Origin of the sequence: Sphingomonas jatrophae, assembly GCF_900113315.1 — a bacterium.
GTDB lineage: Bacteria > Pseudomonadota > Alphaproteobacteria > Sphingomonadales > Sphingomonadaceae > Sphingomonas_P > Sphingomonas_P jatrophae.
This window is the reverse complement of record NZ_FOZG01000003.1, coordinates 1-22,315: the sequence shown is the minus strand read 5'-3', so window position 1 is coordinate 22,315 and position 22,315 is coordinate 1. Positions and strand designations below refer to the sequence as shown.

Sequence of the window (22,315 nt, the reverse complement as noted above, 5' to 3'; positions counted from 1 at the left end):
TCAATTGAGCGACAAGAAGAAATTTGTTCGTTGGCATTGCGGATCGGTGTGGCTGGCACGTCTTCCCTATTGAGAGCTCCGGCAAGTGACCGGTGCTCCGGTGGGGAGGGTTTCGATGTCTGGTTTGAAAAAGCGCCTGCTTGTGGCCGCGCACGTTCTACCAATCGCTGTCGCAGTTTGCCCCCGAGCCGCACCTGCGCAGGCTTTGAGCGCTCCACAGACTTTCACGATCCCGGCGCAGGCCTTGAAGCTCTCGTTGAAGGATGTCGCGCGCAAGACGGGGCTGCAGCTGCTTTTCGCCCATGACGATGTTGCGGGTTTGCGGGGCAACGCGGTCAAGGGCGAGATGACGGGTGCCAACGCGCTCCGTCAGCTGCTCGATCGGAGCGGGCTACATGCGGTGCCCACCGGGCCGGACTCGGCTGTCATTCGCCGCGCGCCGCGTGTGATCGCCATGAACTATGCGCAACCGGACCAGCCGTCTGTCGCGCCCTCCCAATCCGCGCCTCTGCCAGCTGTCGTGGCTGATGAAGCCGCTGCCGCTGTCCCCGAGAGCGAGATCGTCGTCACCGGGTCGCTGATCAAGCAATCGTCGCTTGCGTCGCCCATCGATGTGATTGGCTTCGCAACGTTGGCCGCACGGGCGATCTCGAATCCGAGCGAACTGGTGCGCGCGCTTCCCGGCAATGCTGGCTCGGAGGCGCAGGTCGATCAGCTCAATCAGCCGCTCACCTCGGGCACCGCGCAGTTCAACCTCCGCAATCTGGGCCTCGGCTCAACGTTGGTGCTGGTCAACGGACGGCGGCAGACGCTGAGCGCCGTGGCGGCAGGCGACGGCAGCACCTTTACCGACATCAACTCGATCATGCCGCTGATTGCGTTGCAGCGGATCGACGTCGTGAAGGACGGCGCCGCCGCCACCTACGGCTCCGATGCGGTCGCGGGTGTGGTGAACTTCATCACGCGGCGACGAGTGGACGGCGCGGAGGTGTCCGGACGCTATAATTTCCTCGACGGTGCCCGCCAGATCGATCTGGAAGGGATTGTGGGCACGAAGCTGCTGGGCGGCGATCTGGTCCTCGCTGCCTCCTATTACGGCAGTTCGCGGCTTGCGACCGGCGAGCGCAGCTTCTCCCGCGCCAGCACGTTCGGCCGCCCGGCGTGGCATTCGGTGTCCAGCTATGGCCAGCCGGGCTCCTACTTCGTGCCGAGCCTGCGCGCGTTCCGGCCCGATCCGAACTGCCTGAACGCGGCCTTCCCCGATAGTTTCAAGACGTCGCCCGCGGACACCTTCTGTCGCTATGACTTCTCTGAATTTTTTGACCTTATCCCGAAGGAGCGTCGTGCGCAGGTCTTTGCGACTTTCAATGCCGAGCTCGGTGACGACATCGACCTCAATCTGGAGGCTGGTTACGCCAACACCTACTCGAAAACGGCAGCGTCGCCGTCTTTCCCGATCCTCGCCATCTCGCCGGTGGTGCCCGCTGGTCATCCTGACAATCCGTTCGGCGAGGATGTCCGTTTCAGGGGGCGGCTGCTCGGATCGGATTACGGGCCTTCGATCGCGACCTTCAACTATGACACGTTCCGCGTCGCAGGCGGGCTGAGCGGGCCCCTGGCGGGTACGTGGACCTGGAGCACGAACGCGACCTACAGCCAGCAGCTCGCCCGCTACAACAAGCCCGATGCACTTCTGACGCCTCTCACGAATGCGCTGCGCGGCCTCGGTGGGCCCGGCTGCGATCCGGCGACCGGGCGGCCGGGCGTGGGTGCCTGCCGCTATTTCAACCCGTTCGGCTCCGCGCGGCTTGGCACCGGCACCCAGAACAGCCCTGAGCTGATCAACAGCCTCATCGGATACACCGACCTTCACGGCAAGACGTCGCTTGTCACGCTTGACGGTCTGACCAGCGGCGAGCTCTTCCAATATGGCGGCGGCACCGTGCTTGCCGCACTCGGCGTGCAATATCGCCGCAGCACGTTCCGGCATGACTGGGGCGACCTGGTGAATGCGGGCGAGCTCATCAACCTCGGCCAGGCGCCCGATTTCTCGGGCAAGCAGGAGAACCTGTCGATCTTCGGCGAGCTCAAGGTGCCGGCCGGAGAACGTGTCGAGGTGCAGCTATCGGGCCGCTACGAAAAGTATCTCGACAGTTTCGGCAATTTCAGCCCCAAGGTGGCGGTGCTGGCACGGCCCTTCGACGAGCTGTCGGTTCGCGCGTCGTGGGGCAAGGCCTTTCGCGCTCCCTCCGTCTATCAGCTGGTCGCCGTCCAATCGGCGCAGCCCTCGGTCAACGATGGCGGCGCCTTCGTCTTCGCCAACACGCAGACCTTCGGCAATCCGGATCTCCGGCCGGAAAAGTCGACCAACTACAATCTGGGCGCCACACTGCGGCCCGTGCGTGGGCTGGAGCTGTCGGCCGACTTCTTCTCGTTCGATTACAAGGATCTGATCGTCAAGGAGAACCCCCAGCCGATTATCGATCAGGCGATCGCCGATACGCTTGCGGGGCGTACCGGCACGCCGGCGCAGCAGCGCGTCACGCGCGATATCAGCGGCGGGCTGCAAGGCGTGCGGCTTAACTTCATCAACGCATCCTCGGTGAAGACGCAGGGCCTCGACGTGTCAGGCCGCTACACCGTTGAGACAGACATTGGCACGGTTGAGGCGTCCGCCGCATGGACGCACTTCTCAAAATACTCGATTCAGCTGGCGGCCGGCGCGGCGCCGATCAGCGGCCTCGGCAGCGTCAACTTCAACAATCTCGGCCGCTCCCTGCCGCAGGACCGCGTGGAATATGGTACCAGCTTCGCCACCGGTGCGCACCGCATCAACGTCCTCGGCCACTACGTCAGCGCCTATCGCAACGACCGGACGGGCACGACCGAGAGCCGCATCAAGGCGTGGAACACCTTCGACTTGCAATATACGCTGACCGTCGATTTGGTCGGATCGAAGGCTACCGAGATCAATGTCGGCGCGATCAACATCTTCGATCGTGATCCGCCCGTCGCCCAGCTGAACCTCGGCTTCGACCCGATCGTGCATGATCCTCGTGGCCGCGTGATCACCGTTGCCGTGAAGCAGGCCTTCTGATGGCCGCTGCACCGGCCGGGGCGGAGCGCGCGTCGTCACCCGGCTGGCGCGGTCCGCGCTTTGCTCTGGCCGTGTTCCTGGTGGCCTATATCCTGTCCTTCGCGGATCGGCAGATCCTCAGCCTGATGGTCGATCCGATCCGTCGCGATCTGGGCATCAGCAATGTGCAGATGGGCTTATTGCAAGGCTTCGCCTTCGCATTGCTCTACGCGGTCGCAGGCGTTCCGCTCGGTATGCTGGCAGACAGGGTAGGGCGTAAATGGCTGATCGCAGCCGGCGTTGTCGTATGGAGCCTGGCCACCGGCGCCTGTGCCCTGGCGGGTACGTTCGCTCACCTTTTTGTGGCACGTGCGTTTGTCGGCCTGGGTGAGGCGACGCTTTCTCCGGCAGCGCACTCCTTTCTCAGTGATGCTTTCCCGCCCGCACGCCTCGCACGGGCGATGTCGATCTACACGCTTGGCATCACCATCGGCGGGGGCATGGCGTTGATGATCGGCGGCTCGGTGATCGAAGCCGTGTCAGCGAGCGGTAGCGTGATCCTGGCAGTGATCGGGGCGCTGAGGGGCTGGCAGGCCACCTTCCTCATCGTCGCCGCGCCTGGATTCCTGGTGCTCGCGCTCGTCGCCGCGGTGCGGGAGCCCGCGCGACGGCGCCCAGTCGTCAATGGAGGTCCGACCCGTGTCGGCAGCCTCGGTGCGACACTTGCCTGGTTGTGGCAGGAGCGGCGGTCCTTCTTCGCGATCTACGCGAGTTCGGTCGCGCTCGGGATCATGGGTTACGGCATGAGCGCCTGGTATCCGTCGCTGCTGATCCGCACGCACGGCATGGGTGCCGGCGAGGCCGGGCGCGCGCTCGGCGTCGTCCTCTTGGTATGCGGCAGCGCGGGAACGCTGTTCGGCGGACGGTTTGCAGAGCGGCTAACCCTTCGGGGGCATGCCGACGCCAATCTCCGCACCGTCGCCATGCTTGCCGCAGCGGTGACATTGCCCGCAGTGGCTGCACCCCTCATGCCATTGCCGCTGGCGGTCCTCGCGCTGTTCGCCGTGGCGACCTTCCTGTTCAACGGGTATTTCGGTTGTTCGGTGGCCGCGATCCAGTTGGCAACGCCGCCTGGCGTGCGCGCGACAAATGCGGCCCTGTTCCTGCTAGCGAACAGTTTAGTCGGATTGTCGATCGGCGCGGCGATCATCCCGACGCTCGACCAGACCTTGTTCGGGAACACGGGAAGGATCGGTCCGGCGCTCTCCATAACCGCTCTGTTCGCAGGCGTACTCGCGATGGCAAGCGCCCTGTCCGGCCTGCGCGCTTACGGTAGCTTGGTGAACAGGTTGAATCCACAGATCAAGTCCTGATCGATGCCACCATTGGTCACGAGCGGGATGCTGACGTTCGCCTTCGTCAGGAGGTGGACGTCCGCAATCAAGGCGAGCCTCTATAGAGGCTGACGTTCCATTTGCACTCTTGAAGTGCGTCCGGCCCGATCCTCCTTTCGCTCTGGCCCATAAACCCGACCTGTAGACCAAACTAGTTTGACGGATCAGGCGTGAAGTTGGCTTCACCCCAGTACGCATCGAAACTCTCGATCAGACCTTGATTGTCAAACGTCATGACGTCCAATGTCTCGCTTCGGAGTAGCTGCGAGTGATGGATGGTGCGTGCGATATACGCGGCTGCGGCGTGCGCACCGGCGATGCGGACCGATCCCTCCAGCTTCATCTCGATACCGCCGCCCATGCTGTCGATGCTGTCGCGATAATAAGCGCGGATGGCGTCCCGGCCGATCCGCAGGGGGCCGTTTACCGGATCACGATGGCGCGCGAGAGGAGCAAACAGCGCCGTCACCCCTTCCACGTCGCCAGCGGTCATGAGTTCGCCGTAGCGGACGAAGACGCTTCGGATATGGTCCGGAGAAAGAGGTGCCACCTCGGGCACCAAAGCGGGCGCGCTTCGCTGTGCTTTGAACATCGGCAAACGCGCATAAACCGGGTCATCGGCACCGAAGGCGCCCATCATGACACCATCGTCGAACCGCGGTCCCTCACTCTCGACGAAGGCCCGATCCTCCATCCAGTCGAGCGCCAGCGAGCGGCGGAAGAACTTCCAAATGCCGTCCCGCTTCTCGTAGCTGTCCATGTAGCGGCCATGCGCGATCATCTCGCGCCGATCGTCTTTGGTTCGGTGGTAGGCGGTGACGGCCAACTCGCCCTCAGCACGATCGCCATCCACCAAGAACAGCATGTTGGACAGCTGATGTGAGGTTGCCGACCAGTTGGAAAGCATAGATGGAAGCCACGCCACGTACTCGTCGGGGCTGCCGTAGAACATGGGGCCGTGGTCGTCGATCGCATCATCGTGATAAAGACTGCGCAGCAGTACGTAATCCTGTCGGTCAACCGCGTGGCAATATGCCATTGCTAGCTCTTCGAGCGCTGATTTATCCAGCATCTCCTGCAGCGTCCATGCGTGGGCCCGGAGAGAGGGAGCGCTGTTGTTGCTCATCGTCAAACTCCAAAGCCGCCGGAAACCGAGATTGTCTGACCGGTCACATAGCGTGCTCGGCTTGACGCGAAATATACGGCTGCCTGTCCGATATCGGCAGCCTCTCCCCAACGCTTCAAGGCCAGGAGCTTCTGCGTTTCGTTCACCCAAGCCTCGTCGAACACGCCCTGCCTGGAAAGCTCGTGGAACATGCCCGCGTCGATCACGCCCACCAGCACCGAATTGGCGCGGATCTCGTATTTGCCTTCTTCCTTCGCGATCCCCTTGATCAGGGCCTCGTTCGCCGCCTTCGGCGCCACCGACAGGCCGTCCATGGCCGGCCACCAATCATGTCCTGCCGAGCCGAGATGGACGAATGAGCCGCCTCCTGAGGTGCGGAAGTGGGGGAGTAGCGCCTGAACCGCGTTGAAGAAGCCGAGAACCTCGACTTCGATCGCGTTGCGATAATGATCGGGCGTCCAGTCAGAAATGTGGATCTGCGGAACCAGCGGCCCGGCTCCCCAGATCATGCTGTGGATCCGGTCGTGCCCCGCGACTGCCGCAGCAACAGCTGCCTTGACCTGCGCGGGGTCGCGCACATCGACCTGATGGATCGATGCATTGACCCCTTCGGCCCGTACCGCTTCCGCCGTCTTCTCGGCTGCGTCCCGCTTGGAGCGATAGCAGATCGCCACATCTGTGCCGGCCTTCGCAAACTCCATGGTCACGCCTTGGCCGATGCCGCCGCTACCACCGAATATCAGCGCCGCGCCCTCGGGGAAAATATCGGTCATGCAAGCTCCATCTGTCGGGCGCGGCAGGATCATAATCGCGTCCGCCCGCCGCTGCCTCGCTCTAGCCGCAAGCGTCAATCTGACTGTCGTAGACCCAATCGGCACGCGATGGGCCATCTATCGTCAGGTGATAGGGAGCGGAAAAGTAACGCCGAGCCTGCTATTCAGCGCCGGGCACCAGACCATTCGTCACTTCGCTCATCTGCAAAGGGTGCACCATCATCAGAACGCCGCTCCAGACGCGATCCGACAGCCCTGCGGCCTCCTCCTCGCGGCCGATCAGGTGAACGTCCTCCCGCAGCGCCTCGAACAGCGCGTGTACGCGGGCGAGGCCGGTCTCGGTCAAGGAGACCATGTCCGACACGTAGCGCGCGTCCGAGCTGCTGAAATCCATGGACAAGAACAGCGACTTCACAGTCTTCTCGAAGGCCGTCGCAAGTGGCCCGCCGCGGCGCCAGCGAACCAAGCGCGAGGTGCGCGGCCGGATTCTGCCATTCGCTGTTACGTCGATGAGGCCTAAGCGGACGAGCCGATCGAGGTGTGAGCCCACCCGATCGGCCGCAAGCCCGAACTCCCGCGTGATCTGTTCGCGCTGCGCTCCGTTGACGATCGAGAAGAAGACCAGCGCTAATCCGCGATCCGCAGCGAGAACCCTCTCCTGCGTAGGCGTGAAGCTGTCTTGCAAGTCGCTGCTGCCCCGCGCGACCACGTCGCGCAGGTCCAGCCCTGCAACTGTGCAGATCGCATCCAAATTCACCAGGGTTAGACCTTCGCCGCGCAACCAACGCCAAACCGTCGGCTCGGCGACGCCCAGCTCTTCGGCGAGTTGCCGTACCCTGACGCCGCGCGCTTTCAGTTCGCGCTTCAGGTTGCTCACGATGGCGAGCACGCTTGAATGCCGCGGTTCGATCATGCCTCAGCCCATATCATCACACGATTGATCTCTATCACGAGGTGAAGGATTCTCTAACAGTCCGGTTGCCGGGTGCGGTCCCCACCGGCATGCCCGCAGAGCATATCGGAGGAGTTTGGCTGTGGCGACGACGGCGAGCTACGGTTTGGGCGAGTTCACCTTCCCACGCGGCTGGTTCATGGTGGCGCGCTCGACCGACATCGGCAAAGTGCCTGTGGCACTCCGCATGCTGGGCCGCGATCTTGTTCTCTATCGCGGACAATCGGGGCGGGCGGTGCTGCTGGATGCCTATTGCCCGCACATGCGCGCGCATTTCGCTGCACCGCAGAGCGACGAGGCTGCCGCCAAGCGGATCGAGGGCGACGCGATCCGCTGCCCCTATCATGCCTGGCGTTTCGGTCCCGATGGACGGTGCGATCACGTGCCGTATTTCGACGGACCGATCCCGCATGCCGCCCGCGTCCGCGCTTACCCTGTGGAAGAGAGGTTCGGCTGTATCTTCGTCTGGCATGATACGGAGGAGGGCGCACCGGACTATGACTTGCCCAGCCTCCCCGAGTGGGACGACCCGCAGTGGCTGCGGGGCGAGTATGACGATCTCGGCGCGATCGCGGTGCATCCGCAGGAGATCATCGACAATCTTGGCGACACGCAGCACTTCGGTCCGATCCACGGGCAGAGGCTGGTCTATTTCGATACCACGTTCGATGGTGTGATCGGCCGGCAGCGATCCGGCGGAGGTCACGAGACGATGGCGGTCGGCGACAGCGTGATGGACGTCGACGCCTTTTACACTGGTCCTGGTATCCTCGTCGCGCGCTATGCCGGCACGACTGACGCGGTACAGATCGTCCTGCATACGCCCAAGGAAGACGGCGTCACCCAGATTTGGCACGGATTGTTGACGAAGGCGCGCAACAGCCCCCCGACGGCGGAGGACGTTGCGGTTCAGCAAGGCTACCATGACGTGGGGCTTGCCGCCTTCTCGCAGGATTTTGAGATTTGGCGCACCAAGGAGGCAGCCATCACTATCCTGCGATTGCCGACCGACGGGCCGTTCCACAGAAGCCGCACTTGGTATCGCCAATTCTATAATCCACGCGCGCGCGCGGGCGATTATCAGGCGCGCGCCGACGGGGTGCATGCCACAGTAGGCGTGGCACCGCACCCGAGTGCCCAAGTCGCCGCCGAGTAGGTCCCGCAAGGTCTTGGTCCGGGCGGGTAGAGGCAGGCGGCGCACACGCTTAGCAGAGGGAGGATAGCTGGTGCTTCTTAAAGACAAGGTGGTGATCGTCGTCGGTGTCGGGCCTGGCATGGGGCAGGCGATGGCGATCATTGCTGCAAGAGAGGGTGCAAAGGTGGCACTGGGCGCGCGCAACCAGGCTTATATAGACGGGGTCGCTCGTCAGATCACGGACGCCGGCGGAGAGGCCATCGCGCTGTCGACCGACGTGACCAAGTCCGATCAGTGCGTCGCGTTGGCGAACGCGACGGCGGAACGGTTTGGCCGGATCGACGGACTCGTCAACAGCGCGTACGCGCCGGGTGAGAACGGCGCCTTCGAGGATGCGGATGTCGAAGGGTGGGCGAACACCATCGACGTGGCGTGTCTCGGTTCGGCTCGCATGGCGCAAGCGGTACTGCCACACATGAAGGCCAATGGCGGCGGTGCAATCGTGAACGTGGCCACGATGCAGGCGCAGAAGCATCTGCCGGGCGGCTCGCTCTCCTACGCCATCGCCAAGGGAGCGCTCGTGACAGCATCACGGCAGCTCGCTGCGGAACTCGGGCAGCACAACATCAGGGTCAATGCCACGCGCATGGGGTGGCTTTGGGGCGAGCCGGTGCGAAACGCCCTTCAGGGGATCGCAGCAGCCAACGGAACCTCGATGGACGAGCTGGTAGCCGGCGTTTCCGCAGGCATCGCGCTGGGCGTGATTCCACCGGAGGAGGAGTGCGCCAAGTCGGTCCTGATGTTCGTGTCGGATTATACAAAGATGGTCAGCGGTGCGGTGCTGGATGTGAATGGCGGCGAGTGGATGGCCCCCTGAGACAGCCAGGGCGGCGGCGGCGCGTCAACGCGCCACCGCCGCCTCAGGAGTGACCGTCAGCATCACCTTCACTGCATCAGGCCGGCCCTGCGCTTCGAACGCTTCACTCACCTGATCCAGGGGAAACCGGTGGGAGATCAGCGTGCGCCGGTCGACTGCGCCTGTCCGCATCAATTCCAATGCCTCGACGAGCTCCTCCGCGGCATAGCCGTTAGAGCCTATGATGACGGGCTCTTTCTGAATCATGTATCCGAAATCAATCAGCATGCGATCCTCGTAGCCGCCAAAGCAAATGATCCTCCCATCACGGTTGGCGATCAGATGTAGCGCGACTTCGAGCGGTGGCGGTCCGGGTATGTGCTTGATGTAGCCGGCACAGTCGAACACGACGGAGACGTTCGCCGATTCGCCGCGATAATCATCTTCTCGGCCGCAGATCGCCGCCGCAGCTTCGAATACATCGCACGTTTTCGGATTGAGGACGTCCGTCGCCCCGACTTCCAGCGCTTTTTCCAAGCGACGATCGTGCACATCGACTGCGACGACTCTGCCGACCTCTATTCCCTTTGCGCGGATCGCCTGGATGACGCCAAGGCCGATGATGCCCGCACCAAAGACGAGGATGTTCTCCCCAGATTTAATCTCTGCCTTGCGGACCATCTGCAGAGCATCGGCTAGCGGTTCCGTCGTTGCCGCTTCCGGCGCGCTGACCTCCGACGGGATGCGGACCAGCTGGAACGGGTTTACTGGCACAGCGACGAGCTCGGCCATGCCGCCCCCGAGCCCCGTTACGCCGACGACCCGCTCGCCAATCGTCCATTCCGTGACGCCTTCGCCAAGAGCGGCAATGCGTCCCGCAAACTCGTGTCCCGGAACTTCGTAACCCTCGGGTGTCGAGCGTACGAGGCTCTCCCGATAAGTGTCGTTGCGATACATGTGCAGATCCGACCCACAGATGCCGCAAGCTTCGACCGTCACGAGGACCTCGCCCGCCGCGGGCGTCGGGCACGTCGCGTCCTCACGAAACTCGATAGCCCCTGGCCGGATATAGTTCGCAGTACGCATGCTCACCCCTCCTGTCCGACAGTGGCTGACGTTGGCTTGTTTGCGGCGTGCTTGTCGAAGGCGCGTTGCGTCGATGTCCGAATCACGTCGATAAAGCCGTCCCGATTCTCTCGCGCCCAGTCGAACGACCTCATCCTGTTCGTGTTTTCGCCGTTGACCTCGGGCAGAACGTAGCGGGCGAGCATCTCAAGCGAGCGCTTCTTGTCCGGCGTATCCGCCCAGTTTTTGTCGAGCACCAGTAAGCAGCCGAAATCAGGTACCTTCTGGTCCAGTCGTCCTATCTGTGCAATCGCATCGTCCGGTGTGCCGACTACGATCTCGTTCGCCTCGATGAGCTCCTCCAACGTCTTGTGCGCAGGCGATTCCTTGAGCTGTTCCGACTGGTTCTTGATGTAGAGAAGATACCGCTCATAACCGCGGCGGACCTGATCCATCGCCTTGTCTCGTGTTTCAGCGATGTGGATGTCGGTGGCGCAACGAATGCCTGAGGGGTTCATCCGCCAGCCCTCTGACGCCGCTTCTTCGCACGCGATCTTCCAGTTGGTCGAGAGCGCGTCGAAGCCGCCCATCATCGTGGACGCGAGGCAGAGCATGCCCGCCCGGTACTTTGCCGCCAGCACGCCTCCGTTTGGGGAGAAGGTGCTCGCGACGCACACTTCCAGCTCCTGCTGGTACGGCAGGACCTGGCAGTGGGCATCGTGCAGGTCGTACCAGCCCGGATGCGCCTCCGTCACCCACTCACCACGCAGAAGACGGGTGATGAGGGATAGGCCGCTATCCAGCTTGTCGCGAGATAAACGGGCGTCGAGCCCGAGCATGTGCGCATCGCTCACCAGCAGGCCCGGTCCTGCGCCGAATATCAGCCGACCGAAGGTGAGGTGATCAAGCTGGGCGACGCGATTCGCGGTCATCAGCGGATTATGGTAGGGCAGCGATACGACGCCGGTACCTAATCTGATGCGCTTCGTCCGCTGCGCAGCGGCGGCAATCATTAGTTCTGGGGATGCGCTATTCTCGTACCCGCCTGTATGGTGCTCGCCATACCAGAACTCCGCAAGGCCGAGTTGGTCGGCATATTCTGCCAGTTCGAGATCGCGTTCGAACGCGAGCGTAGGGCTTTCATCGAGTGGGTGGAATGGCGCGAGGAAAACACCAGCGCGCAGCTTCACGTTACGCATAGCGGCTTACCATCGACCACTGATCGTTCGGTTTGTGTGTGGCTCTTTCGCCGAAGCATCTAAACAGTTCTGCTCAAGCATCTTCATGCCTCCTCTGAATAATCAGCGAGCGGCCATGCCGCTCGCTGCGGACAAGGGCGGCCAGCAAAAGCCCGGCCACGATAAAGCCTCCAACGATGACGCCGATCGGAAGGTGGTAATCGCCCGTTCGTTCGCGCAGCAGCCCGGCGAGCGGGGAAAGGCCGAAGAGGAATGGCAAGGTGAACAGTGAAGCCAATCCGAAAGCCCGGCCGAAAGCCTCGCGACCGAAAAGGTTACTCAACAGCACGCCGAAGGCGCTTTGTACGCCGCCACCACAGGCTCCCACCACAACAGCGTCGGCGATCAGCCACCCGAGGCCGACCGGAGCAAGAAAAATTGTCCACATCCCGGCTTGGAGTAGAGCGTTGGCTATTAGCGCGGGCGCCGCGCCAAATCGGTCGGCAAGCGTGCCAAAGGTCAACGATCCGAGCAGCCCGGCGCCACCCGACAACGCGAGCAGCAGGTTGGCTTCCGCGAAGGTCCGCTTCTGCTCGGTCAAAAGCGGGACGAGATGAGCTATCTTCATCGTGCCCGCCCCGACGATCAGGCCCGTCGCAACAATCATGATCCAGAAGGCGGGCCGAGAGAGGATGGCCGGATGTTTCAGGGTGCTTTGCGTCGGGTCAGGACTGGCCAATTGCCCCTCATCGCCGTCCCGAACGGCAAGAAAGAACGGGGTTATGCATAGCTGCGCAAGGGCAAGCGTCAGGAATGTCGCGCGTAGCCCGTAGTTCGAAAGCATCCAACCAGCCGCGAGCGGAGCGACCATCACAAGGACGGGGGTGTTCACAAGGCCAAGCGCTCGCCCCCGCCACTCGGCCGGTGCCCATCGGGTGGCGAGCGTGTTGGAGGGCAGTACCCCCAGCATCGCGGTAGCGGGTCCAAGGACCAGGGCGTATATGACCACTAGGAGCGCTGGCTCTTTCACGAGCGACAGCACGAAGAAGCCGCAGATGCCGGCTAGCGAGCCTGATAGCATCGTCGCGCGAAGAGAGTAGCGCTCAAGAAGGCGACCGAGCGCCGCAGCGACCAAGGAAAGCGTCAGCACCATGGCCGACATAGTCAGTGCCGAGGCGGTGCGGCTCATACCGAGATCGCGTTCGATCGCCAACACCAGCGTACCGAAAGTCCCGAACGTTAGGCCTGTCGCGACGTTCTGGGCTAGCGCCGCCAGGCAGACCTGGCGCCGTGCTCCGCGAAGGTTGCCGACCTCGGTCATGGACGGCCGCTACTCAGAAAGCGAAACCCAGATCTATGCCGTAGGTGCGGGGAACCTGGAACACGCCGATGACAGCAGTCGAGAGGTCGCGCGCGAACTCAAGCTTTTTGTTGTAGGTCAGGTTCTGGGCCCACGCCGACACGCGGACCTTCGTGCCTCCGATAGGCAGGTCGACCAGCGAGATCCGCGCGTTGACGTCGAAGCGCGACGGCAACTCGGTCAGGGCTTGTGTCGAAGCGTTCACGAGCGGGTCACTGGCGCGCTTGCCCTTGAAGAAGCCGTCCACTCGGGCGGTTACGAAGCTCTCGTTGCCAAACTTCGGGAACTCGTATTGACCAGAGACTCCGGCAGTATACCGGGGTGCGAGCGAGCGTACGGGCGCACCCGAGACCGGATCGTCGGCCAGGCTCGCGTCAAGATAGCCGAACGAGCCTGTGAATGTGAGGCCTCCGGTGGGCGCCAAAGTAGCCTCTACCTCAAGGCCGTTCTCGCTGGCCTTAGGGGACGACACGATGAAGGTGCCGGACGCCGCGCTGAAACTAAGTGTCTGGACGTTGCGGCGATCCGAGTGAAAGGCTGCGAGGTTGAGGCGGACTGTGCGATCTAAGAAATCGCCCTTGAAGCCGACTTCATAGCTCTTGATCGTCTCCGACTTGAAAGCGATGCCGCCGAGCACGCCGCCGGAAATATACCCGGTCGCGAAGCGAGCATATGCGCGGACATTAGGATTGAAAATGAACGTGGAGGTGGCGTCGAAGTCCCAGTGGTCGTTCGTCACCTTGTACACCTGCGACGGGGTCACGAATGGGACCAAGCCGGCAGCGAGCAAGTTCTCGCGCCGGTTGTCCTTGCTGTAACGGATGCCGCCGGCAAGTTCGAAGCGTTGGGCCTTATAGGCAAGGTGCCCGTAACCCGCGACTGAGCGGTTGCGAACTGTAACATTGGAGCCTGCCAGATAGTCGCTCGGCACGCCGAACAGGTTGATCGTACTTCCCGTGCCCGGCCCAGTACTGGGTGTAATCACGCCACTTGTCGGGAGCAGCGAGCCGACGAAGACGGGATTGTTATCTCGGCCGGTTTCCCGAAAAAAGAACCCGCCAAGCACAAAATCGAGACTGCTGATCCTTCCAAGCAGCTGCAGTTCCTGACTGAACTGCTTCTGATGACGGTCCTCGACTGAGGAGATGTAGGTGAACGGCGCGCCCGATCCCGTGAATGGATCGACCAACGCACCACCGTCGATGTCGTTGCCACCGACGTTTTCGTCCAGCTTGCGGAAGCCTGTGATACTCTTGACCGAGACGTCGTCTGTCATCTCGTACTTCGCCGTCACACTGTGTCCCTGAATCTTCAGGTGCGAGGGCGTCGTAAAGTCGAGTGCGAGCGCCTTCTGGCGTCGCGTCGACGGCCCCACAACCACAGCGCCGGGCGTGTTGACTATGAGCGAGCCGGTCGGCGCGAACGTGGGATTGAAGCCTAGCAACTGTTGACCGAGCTGAGTAGATACCTTGTTGGTGTAATCGAACTTGTAATCCACCACGAGCGCAGCGAGATCAAGTCGGAGCGCAGCTGTTACAGCGTCGGTATTCTCGCCGCCGAATGACTTCGCTGACCGGATTGTCCCAAAGGGCTCGGTAAACTGGAAGCTGCGGCTAGGCGTTAGATTGCGAACGAAGCCGTCAAACTCGTCGTGTAGATAGCTGATCCGCGCAGAGAGCGGGCCGAGCGCGGGAAGGTCTATCGAGATCTTGCCCTTCCGGCGATCATAGTTGGCGAGAGTGCCATCGACTCTGACGCCCAGCTCTCCGCGTGGTGATGATGTTATATAGTTGATTGCGCCTCCAGTTGAGTTGCGACCGAACAAGGTGGCCTGCGGTCCGCGGAGGACTTCAACGCGCTGGATGTCGGCGAGGTCGAAGGCGGCGCCCGCTGGACGGCCCAGATACACGCCGTCGATATAGAGGCCGATGCCCGCATCCGCTTCGAACTTCAGCGTGCCGGTGGCCACGCCGCGAAGGTAGAACTGTGGCGAGCTCGCGGAGCCGAACTGGCGCTGCGCTTCCAAGTTCGGGATGCCCTTAGCAATGTCGCCGAAGTTGGTGATGCCGAGCGCCTGCACCTGCAATGCGCTGAAGCCCGTGACGGCGACTGGAACGTTCTGCAAACGCTCCTCGGTACGGCGAGCCGTCACCACAATGTCCTGAATCCCGCCGGTCGGTTGAGCTGACGTGTTGCTCGTGACTGTGGTGCCCGGAGTCGCTGTGTCAGCTTGTGCAAGGGCGACGGTCGGTAACATGGCAGCGGTCGCCGAGCAAGCGAGCAGCGCGCAACGAAACCTCATACGTCTCTCCCCGAACTTGCGATCAGCTTGGCCGAGTTCGCTCCCGGCTCGAAGCCGCGTATGGATCACGCAAAACAGGAAAGCAAGGCGGATAAAACCGCCTATGCGTACACAGTAGAAGGTCATGATAATGCAAAAACGCGGTCGGTTTAATGCCCATTGCGCGGTGTTGGCAGTCCATGGTCGCTAGCGGATGTCGTATGCCGCCATGTCTGGCTGGAGCATGGCATCGGCGAACTGGTCGTACGTCCATGGCCATGTCTGCGGGACGCCCTCCGCATCTAGGTACCAGCTTGTGCAACCTGAGCCGAACACCGTGGTGCGCGCCTTTGCTATCCGCCGCGACTCGTACTCCGCGAGCGCATCGTGGCGAGCCGACACGCTTGTCGCCCGCCCATCGCGTAGTGGTGCGAGGAGCTGTTCGATATAGGCCCACTGCTTTTCCGCGATATCGATCAAGGAGAAGTTGCCGACGGGTGCGGTCGGCCCATTGAGCATAAAGAAGTTCGGAAAATCCGGTATGGAGATCGCGTAATAGGCGGTCGGCCGAACTCGCCACGCCTCGTCAAGCGTTGCGTGGTTCCGGCCCTCGATCTTGATTGGTCGAACGAATCGATCGGTCTGAAATCCGGTGGCTAAAACCAGCACATCAAGGGGATGAATACCGCCGTGCTCCATGCGCACGCCGCTTCTCTCGACCTGCGCTATGCGGTCCCGCTCGACCCTGACACCGGGCTTCTGGACGGCTTGATAATAACTGGGGGAGTAAACAAGCCGCTTGCAAGCGGGCTTGTAATCCGGTCTGAGCTGCTCGCGAAGTGCGGGATCTGCCACATTCCGCTCAAGGTTTTCAAGGACGATCCGCTCGATTTCCTTCATGGCCGGGGAGTCCGGCTCGATGATTGCCTCATTGAAGCGTCGGATCCCGGACCAATAATCCTCACCGAAGCGTATGGCGTCTATCCTCGCCTGATCCTCTCGAAAGGCCTCTCGTTCCTCGTCTGAGTAAGCGAAGTCATTCACCGGCATGATCCACTGCGGTGAACGTTGGAAGTGAACCAGTTCGCGCGCGCGCTCGGCCAAGGCAACCACGATCTGGACGCCAGTGGAGCCGTTGCCGATCACGCCCAATCTGCGGCCATCTACCACCACATCGTCGTTCCATCGCGCACTGTGCAGCGTCTCACCAGCGAAACACTCTAGGCCGAGGATAGCTGGAATATTGGGGTGGTGCAGAACACCGGTGGCCGCGATTAGGACGTCTGCGACGTCCTCGCCCCCGCCCGCCGTCGTTAGCCTCCATCGGAGGCCATCCCAATGACAGCCTGTCACCTCCGTATTGAAGCGGATCCTATTGCGGAGCTTGTGCCGATCGACGACAGTTTCGAAGTAGCGCTGAATCTCAGGACCCGGTGCGTAGAAGCGAGACCAGTCGGGATTTGGCTCGAACGAGTAGGTGTAGGCATGCGCCGGAACGTCGCAAGTCAAACCTGGGTACCGGTTCTCGCGCCAGGTGCCCCCTACCGTTGCACCCTTTTCGTAGATCGTGAAACTCTGTGTGCCTGAACTCTGCAGCTTGAGCCCGGCCAGCAGGCCAGCCATGCCGGCACCGATGATGACGAAGCGCAGATCACGCTTGCTCGCCGTGTGTGGTGTAACGGTCATCGGCGTTTGATCCTCATCCTGCGCAACAGCACGTACGGGAGTCATGGGGCGAGATGGACGTATGGGCTTCGGCGAATTCCACGATTGCGGTAGATAGTGCTACGCAATCACCGAAAGTGTCAACTCATAGTGTCGAAATGCGTAGGTCTCTGGCGCTGCGGAGCGGCATACGAGCTGTCGCCGCTAAGTTTCGGCAGAGATGTAGGTAGTGTGGCATGAGGGGCGGAATTGCCCCCTACCGCATAGGGGCGCCCCTCTGGCGACGGTGGCTGTTATGCGTGTTCCTGGTTGCGCTGTCGTACGCAAAGCGTCAAAAGCCACCGTCAATCACACGATTTGCCGAATCGCATAAGCGGCGGCGCGCTGTCTAGGAGAGGCTGATGATTGAACGAGAGGAGCTTGCTCCGCGCGCGATCACGTGGTCGCTACGGCGGTGTGTAAGCCCGCGGCATGCCGACTGATCCTGTCTCAGCTCTATCATACGGACGCCATATGCCCGCCTTTCGTCACCTGCTGAGTCCTGGCCGGATCAACGGCATGACCTTGCGTAATCGCATCTTCTTCACGCCAATGGGGTCGAACCTCGCAGAAGAGGGCGGCTTCTCGGGCGAGAAGTTGAAGGACTATTACGAGGAGCGCGCCCGCGGCGGTGCAGCGCTGATAACGATGGGGTCGGTGTCGATCGGTTACCCCGAAGGCGCCAGCAATTGGCGGCAGGAAGCCATTTCGGACGACCGCTACATACCAGGCATCCGGGCCATTGCCGATGCCGTGCACGCGCATGGTGCAAAGCTGGCGGTGCAACTGCATCACGCCGGTCTTCTTGCCATGCACGACATGCTCGAGGGGCGACCGCTAGCATGTCCCTCGCCTCCACAAGCTTCGAAGGACAGTGGCGACTTCGTAGATGTAATGTTGGAGGAAGAGCAGGCCCGCTTCTTCGAGCCGTATGCGACGATGGGCGAGGTGAAGTATGATGCATTGAGCGCACAGCAGATCGAGCGCATCGTCCAGATGTTCGCCGACGCAGCCGATCGCGCAAAGCGCGCGGGTGTCGATGCTGTCGAAGTTCATGCGGGACACGGCTACATTTTCTCCAGCTTTCTGTCTCCCGCTTACAATCGGCGCACGGACGAATATGGCGGCAGCGTCGAGAACCGCGCGCGCTTTCTTCTCGACACCATCAAAGCGATCCGCGCGGCTGTTGGTCCGAACTATCCGGTCTGGATGCGGTTCGACAGTCAGGAGTTCCTGATGGACAACGGCATCACGGTCGAGGATGCCAAGGCCGTTGCCCTGCTGGCGGAGCGCGCTGGGTTGGACGCTATTCACGTCAGCGCTCACGGTGACGGCAATCGTGGCGCTACATACTCCACCGGCCATGCGACAGACATTCGCAACGGCTTCGTCGCCAATGCTGCTGCAATCAAAGCGGCGATATCCATTCCAGTCATCTGTCCGGGGCGGATCGAGCCGGAAGACGCGGATCGCTTTATTGCGGAGGGCAAGCTCGACTTTGTGACTATGGGCCGAAAGCTGCTGGCCGACCCACATCTTCCGAACAAGCTGGCTGCGGGCACGCCCGACAAGGTGCGTCCGTGCATCTACTGCTATACGTGCATCAGTAACATCTTCAACTCGAAGCACGTCATCTGTGCGGTAAATCCGCTTACCGGATACGAAAGGGAGCGCGCTCAGTACCCGGCGGAGCGCCGCAAGACGATAGTCGTCGTCGGCGGTGGGCCTGGAGGCTTAGAATCCGCGCGCCTGCTGGCCAACAAGGGCCACAAGGTAATCCTCTGCGAGGCGTCCAGCCGCCTTGGAGGAACTGCTCAGTTCGCGTCTGTTGCCTACGAGCCGAACCAGCGGATTGTCGACTGGCTCAAGAATGAGGTCGCCAGGGCCGACATCGATGTGAGGCTCAATGCCCGGGTCACGCCTGAGCTGATCGCGTCACTCAAACCGGATCAGGTGATCGTCGCCACTGGTGCAAAGCGGACAATGCCAGCGATTCCGGGTGGAAATCGAGATTTCGTCTTCTCGGGTGACGACATGCGCAATCTGGTGTTGGGCCAGAACCTTGAGAGCCTGCGTGGAAAGACGTCCGGTATCACACGCACCGCGATGAAAATGGGGGCCATCACCGGTGCTACAGGCAAGCTTGAGGTCCTGCGCCGTGCTTCCAAGGTCTGGATGCCGATCGGCAAGAGGGTGGTGATCATCGGGGGCGAGCTGGTTGGCCTTGAGTTGGCGGAGTTCCTGGCCGCAAGAGATCGGACCGTCACCGTCCTCGAGGAAGGAACACGGGTAGGCAAGGGGCTGCAGTTGGTGCGGCGTTTCAGGGTGATCGATGAGTGTCGCCATCTAGGTGTCGCGATGCTGACGCAGGTTTCCGACGTCCGCATCGGCGATCATCTCGTGACCTATACGAACGAGGATCAGCAGCAGCGCACGATCGCGGCGGACACGGTGATTGTCGCAAAGGGAGCGACGGGCGACCTTTCCCTTGCAGAAGCGATCGAGCGGCTCGGATATCCGGTTGCGACCGTGGGCGATTGCACGGGTGTCGGCTATATCGAGGGCGCGATGCGCGATGCCGCGTTGGCCGTTCAGACAATATGACCCAGGAGCGGAAGCCCGCCAGCAAGGTGGTGGCGGGCGTTTGCATCGCTGGACCAGCGCTGGTGTCGTTGATCCCGATGGCGGCGGCACCCGCAATGCCCAGCATGGCCGCACGCTTTGCTTCCGGGGGTGACGGGCAGCTCTTCGCTCAACTGGTGATGACAGCACCTGCCATCATGTTGATCGTGAGCTCGCCGTTCGCTGGATTGCTTGCTGCGCGGATTGGCAGGCGTGCAACCCTGCTGCTGTCTCTCCTGCTGTTCGTCGTCGCCGGTGCAGGGGTGTTGCTCGTCGACAGCCGGGAGCACCTCATCGCACTGAGGCTGCTCCTCGGCGTGGCTGGGGGTGGGCTGCTAACGTCGTCGCTGACGCTGATTGGCGAATATTTCGAGGATGCGGCTCGCGAGACGGTGCTTGGCTTGGCGACGTCGCTCTCCTCGGCGATTGCAGCCCTTGCACTCGTCTTTGGCGGCAGCTTGGTCGATGCGGCCGGCTGGCGTGCGCCGTTCGCACTCTACATGTTCGCGCTCCCAGTGTTCGGGGTTGGCTGGTGTGCCATCGGGCGCACATCATCGACGTCGTCTGTGCCAGTCAGCCGATCGAGACCAGATCTGTCACCGCTTGCAGGTGTCGCACCATATTACCTGCTGCTGATGCTGCTCACTGTGGCGATGTTCACGCCCGCGATCCAGGTGCCGTTCCTGCTGGAAGAACGGGGTGTCACCAGTGCGCAGACCCAGGGAATGATCGTCGCCGTGACGTCAGTGGTCGCGATGGTGTCGGCCGGGCTTTATGGCCCATTGCGCCGCTGGATTGATACGCAGAGCTTCCTCATCATCGATGCGCTCTGCATGGGCTGCGGCATATTGGCGGTTGCGATACTGCCCGGTGCCGGCGGCACATTGCTGGGGTGTGCGCTCGTCGGGATCGGGGCTGGCATGTCCGAGCCGGCCATTGCCTCGATCGTTTTTGATCGCACGCCGGCTTACGTGCACGCCGTCGCGATGGGGCTGATCGTCAGCGCGTTGAACGCCGGTCAGTTCGTCAACCCGCTCGTGATGGCGCCGCTCCGTGCATGGTTCGGCGTCTCCGCCTCGTTCGTTGCGCTGGGCGCTATCATCCTAGTGATCGGCGGTTTGCTGATCATTTTGCGACCAGCGGCGGCTGTGCGTGCTTCGGTGTTAGGCTAGGAATGGTGATGAACAAGCGGTTCGAAGGAAAGCGTGTCCTGCTTACTGGCGGCGCATCGGGGATTGGCCGTGCGACAGCAAAGCGTTTTGCCGCGGAGGGCGCGCGCGTTGTTATCGGTGATATCGACGAGGCAGGAGCCAGTAAAGTCGCAGCAATGCTGGGCGGCCATCACGTCTTCTATGATGCAAGCGATCCAGCCGCGGGCAAGACGCTTGTCGAGCGGTGCAGCACGATCCTCGGCGGAATCGATGTCCTGCTAAACATTGCAGGGATCATGACTTGGGGACGGGTCGAGGACACCAGCGTTGCGAGTTGGCAACGCACGCTCGACATCGACTTGAGTGCGGTCTTCTATCTCACGCAAGCCGCCATACCGATTTTGGTCGAGAGCCGCGGCTGCATCGTCAACGTTTCGTCCGCCGGCGGTCACCATCCGGTCTATGGAACGGTAGCCTACGGCGTTGCAAAAGCGGGGGTGATCGCGCTTACAAAGAGCACAGCCTTGGAGATGGGTCGGCACGGTGTGCGCGCGAACGTAGTTTGCCCCGGCGGGGTCGCGACTCCGATGCACGAGAAGACGATGAGCGCCGCAGATTTCGATATGGCCGTGCTGGCAGAAGCGTCCGCGCGCAATATGCCGAAGCTTGCCGGTGTCGAGGCCTGCACGCCCGAGGAGATCGCCGTTGCAATCGCTTATTTGGCGTCCGACGATGCGCGCTACGCGACGGGTACGGTGCTCACTATAGACGGCGGCCAGACCACCGGCTGAGCAGCACCCGTCGCTGTTCAACCGGCTTTGTTCGACTGTCCTGCGATTAGCGCGAGCACCTTGTCCGCCATGTCGCGCCGGCAGATCAGCAGGTCGGGCAGGTAGGTGTCCGCCTGGTTGTAAACGAGCGGCGTGCCGTCCACCCGGCTGGCATGCAGCCCGGCGGCGAGCGCAACGGCGGCGGGGGCGCAATTGTCCCACTCATATTGCCCGCCCGTGTGGAGGTAGATGTCCGCCTCGCCCCGCAGCACCGCCATCGCCTTGGCACCGGCCGATCCCATCGGCACCAGCTCGGCCCCCAGCGCCTCGGCCACCGCCACCGCTTCCTTGGCGGGGCGCGTGCGGCTGACCAGCATGCGCAGCTTCTCAGGCGCGGGCGGCACCGGCTGCGGCCGCCCGGAACAGAGCGTCACCGGCACGCCCGGCAGCGCCACCGCGCCGATCGTCGCGACCCCGTCCACCGCCAGCGCGATATGCACCGCCCAGTCGGCCCGCGCCTCGCCATATTCGCGCGTACCGTCGAGCGGATCGACGATCCACACGCGGCTGGCGGACAGACGCGCGTCGCTATCCTTTTCCTCTTCGGAAAGGATAGCGTCGTCGGGCCGATTCTGCCGCAGCGCCTCGATTATGAAGGCATTGGCGGTGCGATCGCCCGCGCGGCCCAGCGCCTTGCCCTCGAACAGGCCGGAGCGCTGCAGCGTCAGCAGCAGCTCTCCGGCGGTGTCTGCAATGTGCCGCGCCAGCGCGACATCGTCGCCGAGGTCGATGCCGGCCGCGCTCACGGGATCAGCCTTGCGATGATCGCGTCGGCCGCTTCGTCGGCGGTCATCGCGGTCGTGTCGATGCGG

Annotated in this window: 16 protein-coding genes; 7 read left to right on the top strand and 9 right to left on the bottom strand. The window is 62.4% G+C overall.

Annotated elements, in window-relative coordinates:
• Positions 1 to 244: 244 nt before the first annotated feature.
• Both BM360_RS15815 and BM360_RS15810 read left to right on the top strand, forming a co-directional pair.
• Positions 245 to 3,097, top strand: coding sequence for a TonB-dependent receptor (locus tag BM360_RS15815; protein ID WP_165611324.1), 2,853 nt, complete (start codon positions 245 to 247; stop codon positions 3,095 to 3,097).
• Positions 3,097 to 4,449 (top strand): spinster family MFS transporter, encoded by a 1,353-nt coding sequence (locus BM360_RS15810; RefSeq protein ID WP_093316106.1) that lies wholly within the window; start codon positions 3,097 to 3,099, stop codon positions 4,447 to 4,449. Before BM360_RS15815 ends, BM360_RS15810 begins: the two co-directional genes overlap by 1 nt.
• Before the next feature lie 172 nt (positions 4,450 to 4,621).
• Here the strand turns inward: BM360_RS15810 and BM360_RS19645 are convergent, their stop codons facing one another.
• From BM360_RS19645 to BM360_RS15795, 3 genes are all read right to left on the bottom strand, one after another.
• Positions 4,622 to 5,596 (bottom strand): nuclear transport factor 2 family protein, encoded by a 975-nt coding sequence (locus BM360_RS19645; RefSeq protein ID WP_165611323.1) that lies wholly within the window; start codon positions 5,594 to 5,596, stop codon positions 4,622 to 4,624.
• Positions 5,597 to 5,598: 2 nt separating this feature from the next.
• Positions 5,599 to 6,369, bottom strand: a complete 771-nt coding sequence (locus BM360_RS15800) for an SDR family NAD(P)-dependent oxidoreductase (protein WP_093316105.1) — start codon at positions 6,367 to 6,369, stop codon at positions 5,599 to 5,601.
• 160 nt (positions 6,370 to 6,529) lie between these two features.
• Positions 6,530 to 7,282 (bottom strand): helix-turn-helix domain-containing protein, encoded by a 753-nt coding sequence (locus BM360_RS15795; protein ID WP_093316104.1) that lies wholly within the window; start codon positions 7,280 to 7,282, stop codon positions 6,530 to 6,532.
• Positions 7,283 to 7,403: 121 nt separating this feature from the next.
• On the opposite strand from BM360_RS15795, the gene BM360_RS15790 reads away from it, so the two are divergent.
• Together BM360_RS15790 and BM360_RS15785 are read left to right on the top strand one after the other, a co-directional pair.
• A complete protein-coding gene (locus tag BM360_RS15790; protein ID WP_093316103.1) occupies positions 7,404 to 8,477 on the top strand; it encodes a Rieske 2Fe-2S domain-containing protein in 1,074 nt (357 codons plus the stop codon).
• Positions 8,478 to 8,547: 70 nt separating this feature from the next.
• A complete protein-coding gene (locus tag BM360_RS15785) occupies positions 8,548 to 9,333 on the top strand; it encodes an SDR family oxidoreductase (RefSeq protein WP_093316102.1) in 786 nt (261 codons plus the stop codon).
• 24 nt (positions 9,334 to 9,357) lie between these two features.
• Here the strand turns inward: BM360_RS15785 and BM360_RS15780 are convergent, their stop codons facing one another.
• The 5 genes from BM360_RS15780 to BM360_RS15760 all read right to left on the bottom strand — a co-directional run bounded on the left by BM360_RS15780 (position 9,358) and on the right by BM360_RS15760 (position 16,882).
• Positions 9,358 to 10,398 carry a zinc-dependent alcohol dehydrogenase gene (locus BM360_RS15780; RefSeq protein ID WP_093316101.1) on the bottom strand — a complete coding sequence of 347 codons (1,041 nt, stop codon included), beginning with the start codon at positions 10,396 to 10,398 and terminating at the stop codon, positions 9,358 to 9,360.
• 2 nt (positions 10,399 to 10,400) lie between these two features.
• Complete coding sequence (locus BM360_RS15775; RefSeq protein ID WP_093316100.1) at positions 10,401 to 11,576, bottom strand: LLM class flavin-dependent oxidoreductase; 1,176 nt, start codon at positions 11,574 to 11,576, stop codon at positions 10,401 to 10,403.
• Positions 11,577 to 11,649: 73 nt separating this feature from the next.
• Complete coding sequence (locus BM360_RS15770; RefSeq protein ID WP_093316099.1) at positions 11,650 to 12,876, bottom strand: MFS transporter; 1,227 nt, start codon at positions 12,874 to 12,876, stop codon at positions 11,650 to 11,652.
• A gap of 13 nt (positions 12,877 to 12,889) precedes the next feature.
• Positions 12,890 to 15,343 (bottom strand): TonB-dependent receptor, encoded by a 2,454-nt coding sequence (locus BM360_RS15765; RefSeq protein ID WP_242653524.1) that lies wholly within the window; start codon positions 15,341 to 15,343, stop codon positions 12,890 to 12,892.
• Between the two features lie 60 nt (positions 15,344 to 15,403).
• Positions 15,404 to 16,882: a flavin-containing monooxygenase gene (locus BM360_RS15760; protein ID WP_093316098.1), complete on the bottom strand. Its 1,479-nt coding sequence runs from the start codon at positions 16,880 to 16,882 to the stop codon at positions 15,404 to 15,406.
• Positions 16,883 to 17,332: 450 nt separating this feature from the next.
• Here BM360_RS15760 and BM360_RS15755 point away from each other — a divergent pair, with 450 nt between their 5' ends.
• The 3 genes from BM360_RS15755 to BM360_RS15745 are packed head-to-tail and all read left to right on the top strand — an operon-like array spanning position 17,333 to position 21,464.
• Entirely contained in the window at positions 17,333 to 19,504 is a 2,172-nt protein-coding gene (locus BM360_RS15755) for an oxidoreductase (RefSeq protein WP_341350610.1), read from the top strand.
• The gene (locus BM360_RS15750) at positions 19,501 to 20,694 is read left to right on the top strand and encodes an MFS transporter (RefSeq protein ID WP_093316096.1); all 1,194 of its coding nucleotides are present in this window, start codon (positions 19,501 to 19,503) and stop codon (positions 20,692 to 20,694) included. Before BM360_RS15755 ends, BM360_RS15750 begins: the two co-directional genes overlap by 4 nt.
• 8 nt (positions 20,695 to 20,702) lie before the next feature.
• Complete coding sequence (locus BM360_RS15745) at positions 20,703 to 21,464, top strand: SDR family NAD(P)-dependent oxidoreductase (RefSeq protein ID WP_093317335.1); 762 nt, start codon at positions 20,703 to 20,705, stop codon at positions 21,462 to 21,464.
• A gap of 17 nt (positions 21,465 to 21,481) precedes the next feature.
• Here the strand turns inward: BM360_RS15745 and BM360_RS15740 are convergent, their stop codons facing one another.
• Positions 21,482 to 22,249: a 3'(2'),5'-bisphosphate nucleotidase CysQ gene (locus tag BM360_RS15740; protein ID WP_093316095.1), complete on the bottom strand. Its 768-nt coding sequence runs from the start codon at positions 22,247 to 22,249 to the stop codon at positions 21,482 to 21,484.
• Between the last annotated feature and the right edge of the window lie 66 nt (positions 22,250 to 22,315).

Excerpts from the sequence above, each read along its gene's own strand:
- BM360_RS15810 (WP_093316106.1), top strand. The coding sequence starts at position 3,097 with ATGGCCGCTGCACCGGCCGGGGCGGAGCGCGCGTCGTCACCCGGCTGG.
- BM360_RS19645 (WP_165611323.1), bottom strand. The coding sequence starts at position 5,596 with ATGAGCAACAACAGCGCTCCCTCTCTCCGGGCCCACGCATGGACGCTG.
- BM360_RS15800 (WP_093316105.1), bottom strand. The coding sequence starts at position 6,369 with ATGACCGATATTTTCCCCGAGGGCGCGGCGCTGATATTCGGTGGTAGC.
- BM360_RS15795 (WP_093316104.1), bottom strand. The coding sequence starts at position 7,282 with ATGATCGAACCGCGGCATTCAAGCGTGCTCGCCATCGTGAGCAACCTG.
- BM360_RS15780 (WP_093316101.1), bottom strand. The coding sequence starts at position 10,398 with ATGCGTACTGCGAACTATATCCGGCCAGGGGCTATCGAGTTTCGTGAG.
- BM360_RS15775 (WP_093316100.1), bottom strand. The coding sequence starts at position 11,576 with ATGCGTAACGTGAAGCTGCGCGCTGGTGTTTTCCTCGCGCCATTCCAC.
- BM360_RS15770 (WP_093316099.1), bottom strand. The coding sequence starts at position 12,876 with ATGACCGAGGTCGGCAACCTTCGCGGAGCACGGCGCCAGGTCTGCCTG.
- BM360_RS15765 (WP_242653524.1), bottom strand. The coding sequence starts at position 15,343 with ATGACCTTCTACTGTGTACGCATAGGCGGTTTTATCCGCCTTGCTTTC.
- BM360_RS15760 (WP_093316098.1), bottom strand. The coding sequence starts at position 16,882 with ATGACCGTTACACCACACACGGCGAGCAAGCGTGATCTGCGCTTCGTC.
- BM360_RS15755 (WP_341350610.1), top strand. The coding sequence starts at position 17,333 with ATGCCGACTGATCCTGTCTCAGCTCTATCATACGGACGCCATATGCCC.
- BM360_RS15750 (WP_093316096.1), top strand. The coding sequence starts at position 19,501 with ATGACCCAGGAGCGGAAGCCCGCCAGCAAGGTGGTGGCGGGCGTTTGC.
- BM360_RS15745 (WP_093317335.1), top strand. The coding sequence starts at position 20,703 with ATGAACAAGCGGTTCGAAGGAAAGCGTGTCCTGCTTACTGGCGGCGCA.